Genomic DNA, 18,440 nt, shown 5'->3' with positions numbered 1-18,440 from the left:
CGAACGGCTTTCACTCGCTCAGAAGGGCGGCAGCGGCGTTTGGGCCTGTCATCACGGTGGCTGCATCCCAGCGTCGCAGTTGTGTCGCCCCGACGGCATACTCCTCGTTGCTGGTAACCACCCGGTCTTCGATGAGATCGACACCGAAGCTGTCGATGTCAACGCCGGTGATGTCGGCGATCATCGTCTTGGCGGTGTGGGTGATGGCTTTCTTGTCATCGACCGGCGTCCATCGTTCGATGGCCGGCACATGGATCAGCCAGCGGCTGCCGCAGCAGTGGACTTTCACGAGGTACTGGCGCATCACTGCTCATTCCCTCGACGAGTGCCACCAATTCGTAGTGATCCCCAGGGCCGGGGGAGGAGACACCCCGGCCCTGGGGACGTTCGAAAGGTGCTGATCGTGCTGTTCATCAGCCGGATTCGTGGCGTGGCGGTCATGCTGGCTCCCTCAGTCGCTTCGGGCACGGCAACCCGAATCCAGCGCTGCCCCTCCCGCCGATCACCGGCCCTCTCACCGAGTGGTCGGCGGGCCGACTGAGGTTGAGGGGCACGGGGTTTCGGGTGCCTTGGCGCAGACGCTACGAGCGGACACTGCCGCTGTTCTACAGATTTGCAGGCATTTGCGAGTCACCTTGACCGAGTTTGTCGGTGTGCGTGACGATTTGCAGGTCAGATTCTTCCGATTACTGCAAAGGAAGTCCTCTCATGACGACACTTCGCCTCGTTGGATCCGGTTCCGACAATGGTGCTTGCCCGGCTGTTTATGCCGCTGAGTTCGGCCTCGTCGTTCAAGGCGACCGCATCCCTGCCGGACATGCCGTGGCTGTCCCACATCAGCTCCTCGATTGGCTCGAACCAGGCATCAAGCTGCCTGTCGAAGCCACCGATACCCTGGCATGATTCTGGTGCCCGGTACCCCCGTCGCCGACGAAGTACCGGGGCAGCTGACGCTCGACGACCACGAAACCGCTGTAGAGGTGCGCTGATGCTCCATGTCACTGGAGACGACATATGGGCACCGCTGTTTCATGAAACCGTATTCAGCGCTTTCCATCTCGAAGTGCGCGACAGCTACGCCGTCGCGGACGAGGCCGAAGCTCTGCGCCGGTGGGCAGCTGGAGAATCCTACGAACGCGACGAGCAGCCCGACTCCTGGCAGGCGTGGGATGAGCTGATGATCGAAACCGCCGGGCGGGGCATCACGCTCGAACGGCTGCGCGTCGTCACGGTGCCGCATTCCGACTATGTGCGGTGGCTGCTCGAAAACACCGACGACAACGTCGAAACCGGCGAAGCAGTGCGCTGGCTGCCGAGGCATCTCGCCGAGCCAGCCCAAGTCCCTGCCGACGACTACTGGCTGTTCGATCGGGCCAAGGTCGCCTACACCACGTTCGCCGAGGATGGTTCGTTTATGGGGTTGTCGATCAGCACCGACCCGTGTCTTGTGGCGTGGGCGGTGGAAGCACGAGATACCTTGTGGCCGTCCGGCATTGACCATGCCGCCTACGTGTCGAGTGAGCACGTCCGAACGTGACGAATGTCGATCAGGCACGAGCGGCACTCGGCGCACGCCTCCGGGAGTTGCGCCGAGATGCTCGTTTGTCTGGAATCGACCTTGCCGCCACGTGCGGGTGGCACTCGTCCAAGGTTTCCCGCATCGAGCACGGCAAACAGAGCCCGACCGAGGATGACCTTGCCCAGTGGTGCGAAGCGGTCGCCAACCCCGCGGTGCTGGATGATCTGGTGGCGTCGCTTCGAAATCTGCGCGCGATGTATCTCGAATGGCAACGCACCGTTGCCGCTGGACACGCGCACCGGCAACGCCAATCCATCAAGCTCGAAGGGCAAACCAGACTCATCCGTTGGTGGGTGCCCGACGTCATCCCCGGCCTGCTCCAAACTGAACCGTATGCCCGCGCAGTCCTTACCGCCTGCATCGCCGTCACCGGCGGCCGGGATGACCTCGAAGAAGCGCTCGCGGCCCGTATGCAGCGCCAGCGGGTTCTGCAGCACGGCAACCACCGCTTCCACATGGTCATCGGCGAATGGGCGCTCTACCGCACCGTCGGCGACAACACCGTCATGCTCGGGCAGCTTGACCGCTTGAGCGAGGCCACCAACCACCCGCGTATCCGGTTCGGCATCCTGCCACTGACCGCAGAATACCGCTTGCCCGCAACGAACTTCGTCATCTACGACCGCACTCAGGTACTCGCCGAAACCGTCAGCGCAGAACTGACGATCACACGGCCGTCAGAGATCGCTTTGCACGAAAAGACGTTTGCCACACTGGCAGAGCAACCTGCTTACGGCGACGGGGCCCGAGCGGTAATTGCGGCGGCAGCTGAGCGCAGGCGGTAACCCCAGCAGTTCGTCGCCTCAGCGTGCGGCCATCAACCCCAGGAACTCGCGCACTTCCGGTACCCGTGCGTGGGGTCGAACGGTATCCGCGAGGGCATTCAGCCGTTGCTGCAACCGAGCCGAGTTCCGATCTGAAATAGCCTCGAATTTATCCGTGAGCAGCGAGCATGCTTGGCGCTCTTGGCCATCATCGGTTCGTGCCCAGCAGCCGTCACAGTGACGATGCTGGGCCGTGTTTCGCGAAGGGCGGCATCTCTGTCAGGTCCGATCAGTGTCGTGGCTGAAGGCTAGTTGTGTCGCGAGCCGGGTCGAGGGTTCATTGGTCCGGATTGTGCGCGCCTTGATACGGCGCGGAGCCCCATTTCATCGAAGTCTGAATCTCGCAATCGCGACGACGGCATGCCCACTGATCGACAGTGTGCATCTGTTGGCTGGTCTAACAGAGTGTGCCTTTCCGGCCACCAGTCAGCCGCCGCCGAGGATGTAGGCTGCCCGCGCATCGTTGGTTCGAGCCGCTGTTATCCGCACAGGCGAGTCCGGTGACGACCTTCCTGCGGAGCAGCGGGCACGTGCTCATGGCGCACGCGACCTTGCAACCCGGATCGCCGGAATTATCATTTAGAGAAAACGATCCGATTCGTTTTCAAAAGATGAGTATTGTGCGTCCGGTCACGGCCTTCTAGTCTTGGAGAAACATTGCCGAGATGAATTAGATTCAAAATTTCCTATCCTCATCACAAAGATTTACATTAGACCCGAATTATTGTGCGAATCCGGCCAACACTCGTTGTTTATATCATTATCGAACGGCGCGAATCGCTCTATATCTAGACCTTTCTTGATATTTCTCGAAGGAAATTCAGAAGGAAATGCATATTGTCCGAGCAGATTGTGTCAGGGGTCGGTCGATATTGTTAATACCCGGGAGTCGAGATGATTGCCAGAGCAGGTTCACTGTCAAAATTGCGGACATCGGCCGACCCGGTCGAATCGGGGGCAGGCCGAGCCCGTCACCGGAAATGGTGGCCGGTCTTTTCGCCGGAGGCTCTCCTGCTTATCACAGCACAGCCGAGGACACCCGTTCAGGTCATCGTCGAGCGGTCGTCGAATCGAGCCGGGCTTGCCGTCCTCGGGACAGAGGAGTGTTCTCGGGTCCTCGCCGAGGAGCCGTTCGATCTATTAGGTACTGTGCCCGGCCTGTATCCGGAGTGGCTGGGTGACCGATCCTTCTGTGCACGGCACGCTGTCCGCTTCCCTTACGTCGTTGGTGAGATGGCCGGCGGCATCACGACGACCGGGATGGTTTCGGCGATGGCGCAGGCCGGCATGCTCGCCTTTTTCGGGGCGGCCAGGCTGGACGCGGGACGCGTCGACGCCGCGGTGACCGAACTGTCTGCGGCGCTGGGAGAAAGCCGCAACTGGGGTGTCAATCTGATCCACACGCCGGTTCAGCCGCGGCGAGAGGAGGACCTGGCCACGCTGCTGCTGGCACGCGGCGTTCCGATCGTCTCGGTATCCGGGTTTACCGCTCCCACCCCGGCGGTCGTCCGCTGCGCTGCCACCGGTCTCGCTATCGACCGCGCCGGCCAGCTCGTGCGCCGGACCAGAATCATCGCCAAGGTTTCCCATCCCGACGTGGCCGAGCGATTCCTCTCTCCGGCACCCCAGCGGATTCTCGACGATCTCGTGGCCGGGCAGCTGATCACTTCTGAAGAGGCCGATCTGGCCCGACGGATCCCCGTGGCGGAGGACCTGACGGTCGAGGCGGACAGTGGCGGGCATACAGATAATCGGCCGCTGGCGGTCGTGTTGCCGGTGGTGCTGGCGGTGCGGGACGAGCTGGCGGCCCGGTTCGGCTATATAGATCCGGTGAGGGTCGGGGCGGCGGGGGGACTGGGCACACCGGAGTCCGTTGCCGCCGCATTCGCGCTCGGGGCGGCGTACGTCGTGACCGGTTCAGTCAACCAGGTCGCGGTCGAGTCCGGTTTGTCCGAGGATGCCAAAGCGCTGCTGGTTGATGCCGACGTCGCGGATTCGGTGATGGCGCCGTCGGCGGATCTGTTCGAACAGGGTGGGAGGGTCCAGGTGCTCCGCCGCGGCACACTGTACGCCCAGCGTGCCGCACGGCTATATGAGGTGTACCGGGCCTACGACTCCCTGGAGTCGGTGCCCTACGAAGAGCGAAGCCGACTGGAACGCACGGTGTTGCACGATAGTTTCGGCGCGCTGTGGGCACAGGCTGTTGACTATTGGCGCGAGCACGATCCCACGGTGCTGGAGCGCGCCGCGCAGGATCCTCGGCATCGGATGGCCTTGACCTTCCGTAGCTACCTGGGCATGACCAGCCGCTGGGCGGTTTCCGGCGACGCCGACCGGCGGACCGATTACCAGATCTGGTGTGGGCCCGCTCTAGGCGCGTTCAACCGATGGATTCGGGGCAGCTTTTTGGCTGTCCCCGAGCAGCGGTCGGTTGTGCAGATCGGGCTCAATCTGATGGAGGGAGCGGCGGTCGTCGCCCGCCGACATCAGTTGCGCAGTCTCGGCGTGCCGGTTCCCTCGGCAGCCCTCGCTTTCCAGCCCCGTCCGATGGCGTGACACGACGCCGATGCAGACCAGAGTGACGTTGTACCCAGGAGGTTAATGTGTCCGATCAGCATGCGGCGCAGCAGATTCCGATCGCTGTCGTAGGTATCGCATCACTGACCCCGGGCGCGTGCGATACCGACGCGTTTTGGCACACCGTGCTGGAGGGGCGAGATCAGCTCACCGACGTGCCGCCGACGCACTGGCTCATCGACGACTACTTCGACCCGGATCCGGCCGCAGCGGATCGCACCTATTGTCGGCGCGGGGCGTTTCTGTCCGAGATCGACTTCGATCCGACCGCCTACGGGATCACACCCAACGCCGTACCGGCCACCGATACGGCCCAGCTGCTGGCTTTGGTAGTCGCCGACCGCGTGCTCGCCGACCTGAGCCGCAACAGTGCCCGCAAGATCGACCGGGAACGGGTCAGCGTCATCCTCGGGACCGGTGCGCTGAATTTGCTGCGCACCATGAGCAATCGGATGCAACGACCGGTGTGGCTCAAGGCGCTGCGCGAGTCCGGGGTTGCCGAGGCGGACGCGCACGTCATCTGTGACCGCATCGCCGCGCATTATGTGCCTTGGCAGGAGGCCACATTCCCGGGCGTCCTCGGCAACGTGGTCTCGGGCCGGATCGCCAATCGGTTCGACCTGCACGGCACAAACGTGACCGTCGACGCGGCGTGCGCGAGTTCGCTGGCCGCAGTCGCCGGTGCGATGCAGGAACTCGCGCTGGGCACCGCGGACACCGTGATCACTGGTGGGGTGGACACCCTCAATGACATTTCGACCTATATGTGCTTCAGCAAAACACCGGCGCTATCGCCGACCGGCGATTGCCGCCCGTTCTCCGACAGGGCCGACGGGACCATGCTCGGTGAGGCCGTAGTGATGTTCGCGCTGCGGCGGTTGGCCGACGCCGAGCAGGACGGAGACCAGGTCTACGCGGTCATCCGCGGCATCGGCAGCTCCTCCGACGGCAAAGGCAGCGCGATCTACGCCCCGGTACCAGCAGGTCAGGCCCGAGCGCTCGAGCGTGCCTACCGGGCCGCCGGGTACGGTCCGGACACCGTCGGGCTCGTCGAAGCGCACGGCACCGGCACCCGGGCCGGTGACGCCGCCGAATTTGCTGCGCTGCGCGACGTATTCGACGCCACCGGCCGTCCCGACCGCCAATGGTGCGCACTGGGGTCCGCGAAATCGCAATTCGGTCACACCAAGTCGGCCGCGGGTTCGGTCGGACTGCTCAAAGCAGTGCTGGCTGTTCAGCACAAGGTCCTACCGCCGACGATCAAGGTGGATCGCCCCAACCCTGAGCTGGATCTGCCAGCGAGTCCGTTCTATCTGAACACGGTCGCCCGCCCGTGGATCTCGCCCGCAGGCCGTCCGCGGCGTGCGGCGGTGTCCAGCTTCGGGTTCGGCGGTACCAACTTTCATCTCACGCTCGAGGAGTACGTACCCGTGGAGGGCGTCCCAGATCGATCTGTCTCCCTCGCTCGATGCGCACCGACCGAGCTGATTCTGGTCGGTGCCGAATCGGCGGAGAAGCTCCTCGGTCGGGCACGCGCACTCATCGCCCAGGACGACGAGGAATTTGCCGCGACTGCCCGGCGGTCACAGCGGGAGTTCGATCCGACCGCCCCCGCTCGCTTGGCGGTGGTCGCGCGTGACTTCTCTCATCTCGCAGACCTGATCGGTCGCATCGCCGGTCCCGTGGCAGAGAACCCGGCCGGCCGTCACAGCCTTCCTGGGGTGGTCTATCAGGACGGTACACCCGACCCAGGTCGCGTGGCCTGGCTCTTCTCCGGCCAGGGCAGCCAGTACGTGGGTATGGGCGCTGACCTGGCGATATCGCTGCCGTTGGCCCGAGCTGCCTGGGACCGGGTCGCGGAGATCTGGTCGAGGTGGGTAGACGACAGGCCGCTGCACGACGTCGTCTTCCCGATCCCGGGGTTCGACGAGAAAGCGCAAGCGGAACAGCAGGATTTGCTCACTGCGACCGAGTGGGCGCAACCGGCACTGGCCGCGCAGATGATGGCGCAGCTGGCCGTGCTGCACGCCGCTGGTACGGCACCGGACTGTGTCGGCGGGCACAGCTTCGGCGAGCTGGTCGCTCTGCATGTGGCCGGTGTGCTGGACGAGACCGGTCTCGTAAGGGCCGCCCGCAGGCGGGGAGAACTGATGCGCGACTCCGCGGGTAGCGACGATCCTGGTGCCATGCTCGCACTCGACGCTACCCTTGCCGAGATCGAATCTCTCCTGGCCGACCGTTCGGCCGACACGGATTACGCCGTGTGGATCGCCAGCGAGAACGGCCCGCGGCAGACGGTAGTCTCCGGCCACCGGGCCGCTGTCGCGGACCTGGAGCTGCGAGCCGCCGCGGCTGGTCTCACGGCCCGCAGACTACCGACCGCGGCGGCCTTCCACACCCCGCTCATCGCGCAGGCCCACGCGCCATTCCATGAATTCCTGAACGGGCTCGATGTCGCCGCCCCGCTGCTCGAGGTATATGGCAACTCCGACGCCAAGCTGTATCCCGCCGAGCCCGACCGGATCCGTAAGCGGCTCGCCGAACATCTGGTGAAGCCCGTACTCTTCGCTGCCGAGATCGAGGCGATGTACCGGTCAGGGGTGCGAACATTCGTCGAGTTCGGGGCTGGATCGGTATTGACTGGCTTGGTCGACCAGGTCCTCGGTGACCGCCCACATCTCGCGGTGAGCCTGGACCGCCGCAACCGGCATGGCCTGACCACGCTCCAGGAGGGACTCGGCGCGCTCGCAGTGGCAGGCATCCCCACGGATCTCGACGTGCTGTGGGCGCCGTTCCAGGAGCCAGGCAGCGCGACGCCATCGAAGGGCCGGATTTCGATGCGGATCAACGGCGCCAACTACGGCAGCCCCTACCCGCCCGCGGGCGGCAGCGCCGCGCTACCTCCTCCCAACCCGGCTCGCGACTGGTCACCCGCCCCAGTCGGGCCGAGAACCGACGGACCGGCTCTACCGTCGACCGATCTGGACGGAACGGCATGGAGCGTTCCCGTACCGGTCGCCGCGCGGCCCGACGTCACAAACCGGGGTCCTGCGATATCGAATGTCCCGATGTCGAGTGAGGCTGTACCTGTCGGTCTGGCAGCAGAAGAACAGTGGATCACGGTATTCCGTGAGGCGCAGAATCAGACAGCAGAGCTGCATGCGAAGTTCCAGCAGACGATCGCAGAGGGTCACCGCGCCTTCCTGACGTCCATGGAAAGAGCTGTTTCTGCCCTCGCGGGCATGTCCGCCGTGGAGACCACGGGCACGCCCGTCCAGCGAACTGCCGTTGACGGACCCGACCCCGCCCGCACCGCACCGCATGAGCCACCCCACCTGCCCCGAGATCATTCCGCGGCTGCTGCCCCGCGAGACGGCGCACTGGCCAACCATGCAACCGCCGGGACCTTTGCCCCCGGAAACGACGCCAACGTCGGTCCGGCGGTCGGTCACTCGGCCATTGCGCGGCCCAGTCTGTCCGAGGCCGATTCCGTCCGAACGACGGATGTCGCCAAGATCCTGGTGGAGGTCGTGGCGGAGAAGACCGGATTCCCGACCGACGTGATCGACCCACACTTGGAACTGGAAGCCGACCTCGGGATCGACTCGATCAAACGTGTGGAGATCTTCTCCGCGCTACGAAGCCGAATACCGGAACTGGCCGGTACCGACATTGACGTAGCGACTCTGGGGACGTTGCGGACGGTGGACCAGATCGCCGCCGTCTTCAGTGCGACGGCCACAAGTGACGACCCCCGACTACCCACGTCACCGCGCACTCCCTTGCCTGTCGGGGTAACCCCCGTTGACCTCGTCAAGATCCTGGTGGAGGTCGTGGTGGAGAAGACCGGATTCCCGACCGACGTGATCGATCCACACTTGGAACTGGAAGCCGACCTCGGGATCGACTCGATCAAACGTGTGGAGATCTTCTCCGCGCTACGAAGCAGGGTCCCTGAGCTGGCCGGGGTGGATATCGATGCCGCGACACTGGGGTCGTTGCGGACGGTGGATCAGATCGCCTCTACGTTCAGCGCGGCCGTCACCGGCCATGACGCTCCGCTGGCGTCGCCTGGCGACCTGCTTGCGTCCCGGGAATCCGGCACCGACCTCGCGGAGACGAACGTGCTCGCGCGGTCGGTGTCCGTTCTGGTCCCCGCGGCTCTTCCGGGTCTCGAGTTGCCCGGGCTGCGGTCGGGCGGTGTACTCGTTACTGACGACGGAACCGGCGTCGCGGCCCGGCTGGCCGAATTGCTGCGGAATCACGGGATTGCCGCCCGAGTCTGGACACCGCCGGCCACGGGCGATTGCGGCGAGATCGCCGAACTGATCGATCAGGAAGTGCACAGCGCGGTGGTGCTGGCCGGGCTGCGACGAGTCGCATCGATCGACGACGCACTGGAAGTGAACTGGGAGACGTTCCGCATCGCACGCGCTTTCGCCGATCAGATCGGCAAAGCGGGCGGTGTGCTGGTGACCGTTCAGGACACGGGCGGCGACTTCGGGTTGAGCGGCCGCCAGGGCGCTCGAGCCTGGCTGGGCGGCCTCGCCGGACTGACACGCAGTGTGCGCAAAGAGTGGTCCGGGGCGCACGCCAAGGCCGTGGACTGCGCCTGCGGATCGCGTGATATTGAAACCCTGGCGAGGGTCCTGGCCGACGAGTTGCTGCGCGGAGGATCACAGCAAGATGTGGCACTGGCCGCCGACGGTTGCCGCTACGTCTTGGCGGAGCAACCCAGCCCCGCCGCCGCAGGGTTCCCGCTGCCCGCGGCTGGGCCTGAGCTGATCGTCGCTACGGGTGGAGCCCGCGGCGTGACTCCGCACGCGCTGCGGGCACTGGCCGACGCATCCGCTGCTGCACCGGTCATCGCCCTGCTCGGCCGCACGACACTGGAGCCAGAGCCAGCTGGCCTCGCCGACGCCAGGAACGAGAAAGAACTCCGCGCACGACTGGTTACCCGGGCCCGCGCGCACGGGACATCGGTCGACCCGGCCGAGATCGCCATGCAGGCCGACCGGATCATCGCCGCCCGAGAGGTCCACGCGACCCTCGCGGACCTCGAACGCGGCGGCACCGTGGCCCGATATCTGCCCGTCGACGTACGCGACTCGACTGGGCTGCGAACGGCGCTGGCCGATCTCCGCGCTGAATTCGGCCCGATTACGGGACTTGTCCACGCAGCCGGTGTGCTGGCGGACGGCTACCTGGCTGACAAGACGGATACACAGTTCGCGGCCGTCTTCGACACCAAGGTGACAGCCCTGCGCGCACTCCTCGACGCGACCGCAGACGATCCGCTGAATTTCGTATGCGTTTTCTCCTCGGCAGCCGGGCGCTTCGGTAACGCCGGACAGGGCGATTACGCGCTGGCCAACGAGGTGATCGCCCAGGTTGCCTCTACCGTCCGGGCGGACAGACCAGAATGTGTCGTGCGGTCGCTGGCCTGGGGTCCCTGGGACGGCGGGATGGTCTCGCCCGCGCTCCGCGACCACTTCCTCGTCGGCGGCACCGCCCTGATCTCACCGGCGGCGGGTGCGGCGGCGTTCGTGCGCGAGATCCGGGGTGGCGACGGCTCGGTGCGGGTCACACTGACCGCGGGACAGTGGCCCGACCCGTTTCTCAGCAACGCGGGCAGCAGTGTGTCCGGGACCGTCTCGGTGAGCCGGGAGTCCCATCCGCACCTGGCCGATCACACGCCAGCGGACCAGCCGGTCGTTCCGCTTGCGTTGGTGGCCGAGTGGTTTCTGCGGGCTGCGAATATTCGGGACCCGCGGCCGGGTCCCGTTGTGCTGCGCGACCTGGAGATCGTGCGTCGCGCGAAGCTGGACCGCTTCGGTCGTGGTGGTGAGCTATTGCACATCCACGAGCGCGCAACAGCGCAGGGCGAACTGGGCCTGGATCTGATAAGCACGGACGCGGTCAGTACGGAGAGTGTCGTCCACGTACGGGCGACTGTGTCGACCCGAGCCGCAGATCGGGCTCCAGCCATCACACCCACGGCGGAGCCAGGTCGAGTTGTCGATCAGAGCGCGATCTATCGGCATCCGGTACTGTTCCACGGCCCCGCGTTCCGGGCGATCGTGGCCGTCGAATCGCTCTCGGCCCGCGAGGCACGCGCCGAAATAATCGGGGTGCGGGAGTTGCGCTGGCCGGATGAGCCGTGGCACAGCGATCCCGCAGCGGTGGATGCGGGCCTGCAGCTGGCCCTGCTCTGGGCGGACGAGCGCGGCCGGGCGACGAATGCAACCGAGGGCGGATTCGCCTACCTCCCGATGGGGATCATCGAAGCACGGTTCCACATTCCCGGCCCTATCCGCCCAGGTACGCGATGTGTTGTACATGGTACGGAATTCGATGCCTTGGCGGCCTGCTGCGACGTCACCCTGGTCGACGCCGCCGGCGCGGCGGTGGTTGAAATGGTCGGAGTGCGCCTGGTCCGTCGGCCCGACGAACAACCACTGAGCCTGAGCTTCGAGCCCATGGTCCGCACTGCTGGAGTCGACGATGCGTCCTGAACCGATCGCCGTCGTCGGCCGGGGCTGTGTGCTGCCCGGCGCTTTCGACCCGGACCTCTTCTGGGACAATGTGTCCGCGGGCCAGATCAACCTGACCCACGTCGCGCCTGGCCGCCGGCGACTACCGTCGTCCAGCCCTGCCTGTAGCCCCGATGCCGATGGATCCGACATCGGCGGGTACGTCGAAGGGTTCGACTCCGCCTATCGGTCGGCTCTCACGGAGCAGGCGTTCCGGGAGATCATCGATCCTACTGCTGTGCCCCGCGCTAGCCTTGGCGGAGCAGGACTAGATGCCCTCGATCCCCTGTTTCGGTGGATCGTCTACGCCGCTGCGGCCGCATTGCGCGAGTCCGGCCGGTCGCGGTCGCGGACACGAGCCGGACTCGTCCTCGGTAATCTTTCGTACCCGTCGACCGGACTGGCCTCCTTCGCCGAGCAGATTTGGCTGGCGGACCAGGACCGCGGGGTGCGCGACCGGCTCGGCCGGTCGTCTGGCGGGCAGCGGGCAGGCGCGGCCGACAGGTTCATGTCCGGCCTGCCGGCCCACCTGGCCGCGCGAATTCTGAGGCTCGGGCTCGGAGGGTTCGCTCTGGACGCCGCCTGCGCCTCGTCCTTGTACGCGATTAAGCTGGCCTGCGATGCGCTGATAGACCGGCGTGCCGACCTGATGCTTGCGGGCGGGGCCAACCGGGCCGACGAGTTGTTCCTGCGTGACGCCTTCGATGCCCTGTCGGCGAGGAGCCGCAGCGGGCGCAGCATGCCTTTCCATCGGCAGGCCGACGGGCTGGTGCCGGGTGAGGGCGCGACGTTCGTGGCCCTGATGCGCCTTGCCGACGCCATCGCTGCAGATGCGCCAATCCTGGGGGTAATCCGCGCGGTCGGGCTGTCCAACGACGGGCGCGACAGCGGTCTGCTTGCGCCGTCCAAGGACGGACAGGCACGGGCGATGCGGGCGGCATACGCGGCCGCCGGGGTGCCGCCGGAGACTGTTGGTCTGCTCGAATGTCATGCGACCGGAACCCCGCTCGGTGACCTGACTGAGGTGCGCAGCTCCAGCCGAATCTTCGCGGGTGCCCAAGATCTTGCAGTCGGGTCTGTGAAGGCGAACGTCGGCCACCTGCTGACCGCAGCCGGCGGAGCCGGCCTGCTGAAGGTTTTGGGTGCCCTGCGGGCCGGCGTGCGGCCTGCGTCGCCCAGCGTCGATGACCCGCTTCCCGAGCTGATCGGTTCGCCACTGCGGCTGCTCACGGAACCCGCGGACTGGGCGGGACCACGCCGGGCCGCGGTGAGTGCGTTCGGCTTCGGCGGCGCGAACGCTCATCTCGTGATCGATGCCTGGACCGGCGACGACGCGAGCGCAGTTGCCCCTCCGCCCCGGCCCCGCGCGGAACCGGCAAGTGCGGCTGCCCCCACGCCGATCGCGGTCGTCGCGGTACAGGTCGCCGCCGCCGATGACCTGGCCGGCGATGACCTGTGGCGGACGGTCATGAGTGGCACCAGCCGGATCGCCGCCCGGTCGACGATCGCTGTGGACAATGATGGACTCTGTTTCCCTCCCATCGACCTGGCGCAAGCGCATGCGCAGCAGCTGCTCGTCTTGCAGACCGCACGTGACGCCGTCGCCGGGATCGAGCTGTCTGCCGACCGGACTACCGTGCTGATCGGGATGGGCTGCGACCCCGAGGTGGCCCGCCCGGTGCTGCACAGAAGGATCGCCGCGTACCCGGACCTTCGCGACGACACGGCGGAGCCCAGCGGCGACCGGACCGGTATGGTGCACACCCCAGCGAGTGTCGTCGGCAGCATGCCCAATCTGGTGGCGAACCGAATCAATGCACAGCTCGGCCTCACCGGCCCTGGCTTCACGATCAGTGCAGAAGAAGGATCGGGCCTGGTGGCTCTGCAGCTCGCCGTCCGCTCCCTGCGCGCCGGGGAGAGCGACGCCGCCGTCGTAGGAGCGGTCGATCTGAGCCGGGAAAAGGTCCACCAGGCCGCACTCGCCGAACTCGGCCTGTCGGACACCCCCGGAGACGCCGCGGTCGTAGTCGTCCTCGAGCGTCTGGCCAACGCCCGCGCCGCTGGCAGGCGAGTGCTCGCGATCCTCGACGACGCCGTGGATGTCATGGCCGCCCCGCCCGTCGATGCTGTACTGCCGGATCTCACTGTGGGGGATGCCACCGCAGTCACAGCGGGGACTGTACATCTGGACCCGAGTGCATTGTTCGGCCGTGCGCACGCCGCCAGCGGTCTGCTGGCGTTCGCGGTGGCGACATTGGCGGCGGCACACCATGCTGCACCGCAGTCCGGGAGTCCAGCCGTGCCGCTGCCTGATCCACCGGTAGTCGAGGCCGGAGTCCTCACTCTGGGCGGGACACCGGCCCGGGTGCGGCTACGCGCCGCAGACCCGGTTGCTTTCCTCACTTCACCGGTTCGAACGGCCACTATGTATTCCGGCCGGGATCGGGCGGAGGTGGCGGACGCACTCGCCGCGGGTCGAACCTCGGCCGATGGCCCGGCCCGTTTGGTCGTGCTCGCCGCGGACGCCGAAGAACGCACGGTCCGGGAAGCGGCGGCCAGCCGCTGGCTCGAATCGGGCGGCAGGAGACCCGACGGAGTGGTGCTGCGCGAGCGACCGATCACCGGGGACATGGCGTTCGTCTTTTCCGGCGGGTCGATGGCCTACCCCGGGATGGGACGGGAACTCATGCTCGCCTTCCCCGACCTACTGGACACCATCCGCGGACGCTGCGGCCCCCTGGCCGGGCTCGTCGGATGGGCACATGATCCGCGGGATCCGCGGCCGCGAAACGCCCTCCACCAGGTATGGGGCGCTGCCGTCCTAGCGCAACTGCACGCCGAGATCACGACAACCGTCCTCGGCCTGCGCCCGGATGCGGCCATCGGGTATTCCTCGGGCGAGCTGAGCGCCCTGGCGGCACTCGGCGCCTGGCCCGATATCACCGGGTTGACCGCGTTATCCGATGCCGATCCGGACGCGTTCGGTCGGGCTGTGGCCGACGAGCTCGCGATCGTCCAGGCCGCCTGGCGCGAGGCCGGGATCGAGGGCGGCGCCTGGCAGACCCACCTCGTCGACGCCTCCGCCGACCGAATTCGAGCGGCGCTGGTGGGCGAACCCGCGGTGCACCTCATGGTGATCAACGCGCCCGACTCGTGCGTGATCGGCGGCGAAGCCAGTGCCTGCGCACGGGTGCTGGCGCGACTCGACGGAGTGCCGCACCTGCCGATTCCATACGACATACCCGCTCACGTACCCGAACTCGCCGCCGCCCGTCCAGAATGGAAGCAGCTCTACAGGCTGCCGACGAACGCGCACACCGGCGTGCGCCACTACACCTGCTCGACTTCGCTGCCGTTCGAGTTGTCGGTGGACACGGTGGCCGACGCGGTGACCCGGCAGCAACTCGGGCCGATCGACTTCGCCGCCACGATCGAGCGAGCATGGGCCGACGGTGTCCGGATTTTCATCGAGCACGGCCCCCGCGGGCTTTGCTCGGCATGGATCAGGCGCACCCTGGGTTCGCGAGAGCACATGGTGGTCACTCTCGACGCGCCCGACGGGCGGGACGTGGACGCCCTGCAGCGCGCTGCCGCCGAGCTACTGGCCGCCGGCGTGCCCCTCGACATCGACGCGTTGGCGATCCGGATGCAGACTTCGGCCCCCACCAACCGCCCGGAGGTGGGGCAGTATCTGAACTTTCCCGCTCGTTGCCCCAAAGTACAGGTCCGGACCACCACTGCAGCGCCCGGTCCAAGTACCACCGCGTCGCCGGTCGGCGCGAGTTCCGTAGCAGCATCTTCATGGGGCCCGGCCACATCCGCACCCGGCGAAGTCGTCCTTGGAGACTCGACCACCTCGGTGCGGATTGCTGATCGATCTGCGGCCAGTGCCCTTGGAGACTTGCAGGTGATGGAACCGGCACCGGTCCGGGCGGATGCGCCCGCACGCGCGGCGTGCCGGGACGGTGCTGCCGCAGCGGAGCACTGGCACGAATCGACGAGTCCGGAGCCCCTGCAACGCCGACTACAGCACGAGTCCTCCCCATCAGCCATCGGCGCTGGTCCCGCTATGACCACCATAGCGGACCACCACAGGACACGTTCCGACGCGCTTGGGGGCCTGATCGCCGAGCAAGTCCGGTTGGCTGGCGAGGCACACCGGTCATGGCTCGTCCAGTTCATGGAGACATACCAGGAGTTTCTAGACACCCGTCGCCGGGGCGCTGAGCTGCTTATGGGGGCAGTGCAGGCAGAGGTAAATCGCGGAGACGACGAGAATGTGGGATCGGCCACGGCCCGGCTACCCGTTACAGAGACGGAAGGCCATCCTCGGCAAATGTCCAGCTCGATCCGGCACGAGCTACCAGTCACCAGGGCGGTAACGGAGCGCCCCGGCTCGAGCCCGGTGGGCATGCTCCTTCCGACCAGATCTACGCCCTGCGGTCCAGCCTTCGACCGGGCGCAGCTGGAAGCATTGGCCTCCAGTTCGATCGCGGCCGTACTCGGCGCCGACTACGTGGGATTGGACGACTATCCGCGGGTCATCCGCATGCCGAGCCCGCCACTGCTGCTGGCGGACAGGGTCACCGGGATCGACGCCGTCCCAGGGGGGTTGGACAGCGGTGTGATCTGGACCGAGACAGATGTCCCGCTCGACGTCTGGTACCTGGATCCGGCGGGCCGGATGCCCGCCGGGATCGCCGCGGAGGCCGGTCAGGCCAGCCTACTGCTGCTGACCTGGCTCGGCGCTGACCACCTCGCTCAGGGAGCGCGGGTGTACCGCCTGCTCGGCTGTGAGGTGACCTTCCATGGGGAGTTGCCGCGACCAGGGGAGACGTTGCGCTACCAAATCCACATCGATGGCCGGGAGCCCTTCGGCGCCATCCCACTGTTTCGCTTTCACAGCGAGTGCTTCGTCGGAGACGAACTGCGACTGACCATCACTCAGGGTCGGGCTGGCTTGTTCACCGACGCGGAGTTGGCCGATGGGCGAGGTCTGTCCTGGCGACCGGACGAGGTAGCGCCGTCCCCGGGCGGAGTGGTCGATCCACCCGCCATCACGTGCGGTCGGCGTGCGTTCACCGCTGAGGAGGTGGCGGCATTCGCCGACGGCCGCCCCGCCGACTGCTTCGGGACCGGGTGGGAACTGACCCGCAGCCATGTCCGGACGCCGCGGATCGCGGCAGGCCGGGGCGGCCTCCTGCACGAGGTCCCGGTGTTCGATCCCGAGGGCGGGCCGTGGGGCCGCGGTTATCTCCGCGGCGAGCTGTTTGTCACCGCGCAGGACTGGTTCTTCGCGGCGCATTTTCCCGGAGATCCGTGCATGCCCGGCACCCTGATGTCCGAGGGGTGCTTCCAGGCAATGGCGTTCTACCTGGCTGCCGCCGGATTCACGGTCGGCCGGGACGGCTGGCGCTTCGAGCCAGTGACCGGCACACCGTTCCCGATGCAGTACCGGGGCCAGGTGCTCCCGACCAGTTCCGGGATGATCTATGAGGTCTTCGTGGTGGAGTTGATCGCGGGGCCGCAGCCCACGCTGATCGCCGATGTTTTGTGCACGGTGGATGGGATCAAGGCCTGTCACGGCCGCAGGCTCGGCCTGCGCCTAGTGCCCGACTGGCCGCTCATCCACTGGCAGCAGCTGACCCCACCCGACCTACAGCGAACCGGCGCTCCGGTTGCACTAGAGCGTCTCGCGGGGCTGTCCGGCCACACCGATGCCACCCTGGCCGCCCGAGCCGGGAACTTCGCCTTCGATTACAAAGCCCTGCTCGGCTGCGCTTGGGGCAAGCCCAGCGAGGCGTTCGGCCCGCCGTACGCGGCATTCGACAGCCACCGGCACATAGCACGCCTACCAGCGCCACCGTTCCATTTCATGAGCCGGGTGACTGAGCTGGAAGGGCAGGCGTGGGAACTGCGACCGGGTTCCGGCGCGGTGGTCGAATACGACGTGCCCGCCGAGGTTTGGTACTTCGAGCAGAACGACTATCCGGTTACTCCCCTGGCCGTCGTCATGGAGGTGGCGCTGCAAGCCAGTGGCTGGTTGGCCGCCTACGTGGGCAGCGCCTTGAACAGCGAAACCGACCTACACTTCCGCAATCTCGGCGGCACAGCGATGATCGACGCCGAGATTCATCCTGGCGACTTGGTCGTCACCCGGACTCGGCTGACCAACGTGGTCGATGACGGCCGGACCATTATTGAGGACTTTGCCACCGAATGCCTGATCGACGGAGTCCGCGTGGTCACTCTCACCACTACCTTCGGGTTCTTCCCAGCAGACGCTTTCACGGACCAGGTCGGGATCCCTGCGACCCCCGAGGAGAGCCGGTGGCGCACCCTGGACTCGGCATTTGCCGCCGACCTTACCTCCCGACCGGACCGCTGGTTCGGGTCCGCTCCCCGCCTACCCGGTCCCATGTTGACCATGATCGACAGGATCACCGGCTACTGGCCCGATGGCGGCGCGGCCGGGCTCGGACGGCTGCGCGCGGTGAAGGATGTCGACCCCGGTGAGTGGTTCTTCAAGGCACATTTCTTCCAGGACCCGGTTCAGCCAGGCTCGCTCGGGGTGCAGGCGTTGTGCCAGCTGATTCAGTTCTATGTCGTCGAGGCGGGCCTGTCAGCCGGGTTGCGTCGGCCGCGGTTCCGGCTCGCGGTGCGCGGACAGCCGCTGATCTGGAAATACCGCGGCCAGGTCACGCCGCTCACCCGGACGGTGACGCTCGAGGTCGAGATAGTCGAGATCACCGCCGACGACGCCGGTCCGTGGGTGGTGGCCGAGGGCTGGCTGTGGGCTGATGACGTCCGCATCTACCACGTGCCGCGCTTCACGGTCGGACTTACGGAGGCCGACGACTACTTGTCCGGAGATGTCTCGTGAGCGAGCACCTCGTGGCACTGGCAAAACCCTACTGGTATTTCCAC

Annotated in this window: 7 protein-coding genes and 1 pseudogene; 7 read left to right on the top strand and 1 reads right to left on the bottom strand. The window is 66.5% G+C overall.

The features are described 5' to 3' along the window. Positions 1–10: 10 nt before the first annotated feature. Positions 11–304: a hypothetical protein gene (locus tag ACQPZ2_RS29555; protein WP_433521454.1), complete on the bottom strand. Its 294-nt coding sequence runs from the start codon at positions 302–304 to the stop codon at positions 11–13. Positions 305–708: 404 nt separating this feature from the next. Here ACQPZ2_RS29555 and ACQPZ2_RS29550 point away from each other — a divergent pair, with 404 nt between their 5' ends. The 7 genes and pseudogenes from ACQPZ2_RS29550 to ACQPZ2_RS29520 all read left to right on the top strand — a co-directional run bounded on the left by ACQPZ2_RS29550 (position 709) and on the right by ACQPZ2_RS29520 (position 18,396). Next, positions 709–903, top strand: coding sequence for a hypothetical protein (locus ACQPZ2_RS29550; protein ID WP_433521453.1), 195 nt, complete (start codon positions 709–711; stop codon positions 901–903). Between the two features lie 85 nt (positions 904–988). Beyond that, positions 989–1,537, top strand: coding sequence for a DUF6879 family protein (locus ACQPZ2_RS29545; RefSeq protein WP_433521452.1), 549 nt, complete (start codon positions 989–991; stop codon positions 1,535–1,537). Then, a pseudogene (locus tag ACQPZ2_RS29540) lies at positions 1,534–1,707 on the top strand (helix-turn-helix domain-containing protein); the annotation flags it as partial. The gene ACQPZ2_RS29545 and the pseudogene ACQPZ2_RS29540, both read left to right, overlap by 4 nt. Positions 1,708–1,872: 165 nt before the next feature. Continuing rightward, positions 1,873–2,364, top strand: a complete 492-nt coding sequence (locus ACQPZ2_RS29535; RefSeq protein ID WP_433527554.1) for a DUF5753 domain-containing protein — start codon at positions 1,873–1,875, stop codon at positions 2,362–2,364. A gap of 963 nt (positions 2,365–3,327) precedes the next feature. After that, complete coding sequence (locus ACQPZ2_RS29530; RefSeq protein WP_433521451.1) at positions 3,328–4,959, top strand: PfaD family polyunsaturated fatty acid/polyketide biosynthesis protein; 1,632 nt, start codon at positions 3,328–3,330, stop codon at positions 4,957–4,959. Positions 4,960–5,006: 47 nt separating this feature from the next. After that, positions 5,007–11,495 carry an SDR family NAD(P)-dependent oxidoreductase gene (locus ACQPZ2_RS29525; protein WP_433521450.1) on the top strand — a complete coding sequence of 2,163 codons (6,489 nt, stop codon included), beginning with the start codon at positions 5,007–5,009 and terminating at the stop codon, positions 11,493–11,495. Continuing rightward, a complete protein-coding gene (locus ACQPZ2_RS29520; RefSeq protein ID WP_433521449.1) occupies positions 11,485–18,396 on the top strand; it encodes a beta-ketoacyl synthase N-terminal-like domain-containing protein in 6,912 nt (2,303 codons plus the stop codon). The genes ACQPZ2_RS29525 and ACQPZ2_RS29520 overlap by 11 nt, the downstream gene beginning before the upstream one ends. Positions 18,397–18,440: the final 44 nt, after the last annotated feature.

The sequence above is a fragment of the Nocardia pseudovaccinii genome (assembly GCF_050942345.1).
In the GTDB taxonomy this organism is placed as follows: Bacteria; Actinomycetota; Actinomycetes; order Mycobacteriales; family Mycobacteriaceae; genus Nocardia; species Nocardia pseudovaccinii.
The sequence above is the reverse complement of the archived record's forward strand: the minus strand, read 5'-3'. Positions and strand labels throughout refer to the sequence as shown.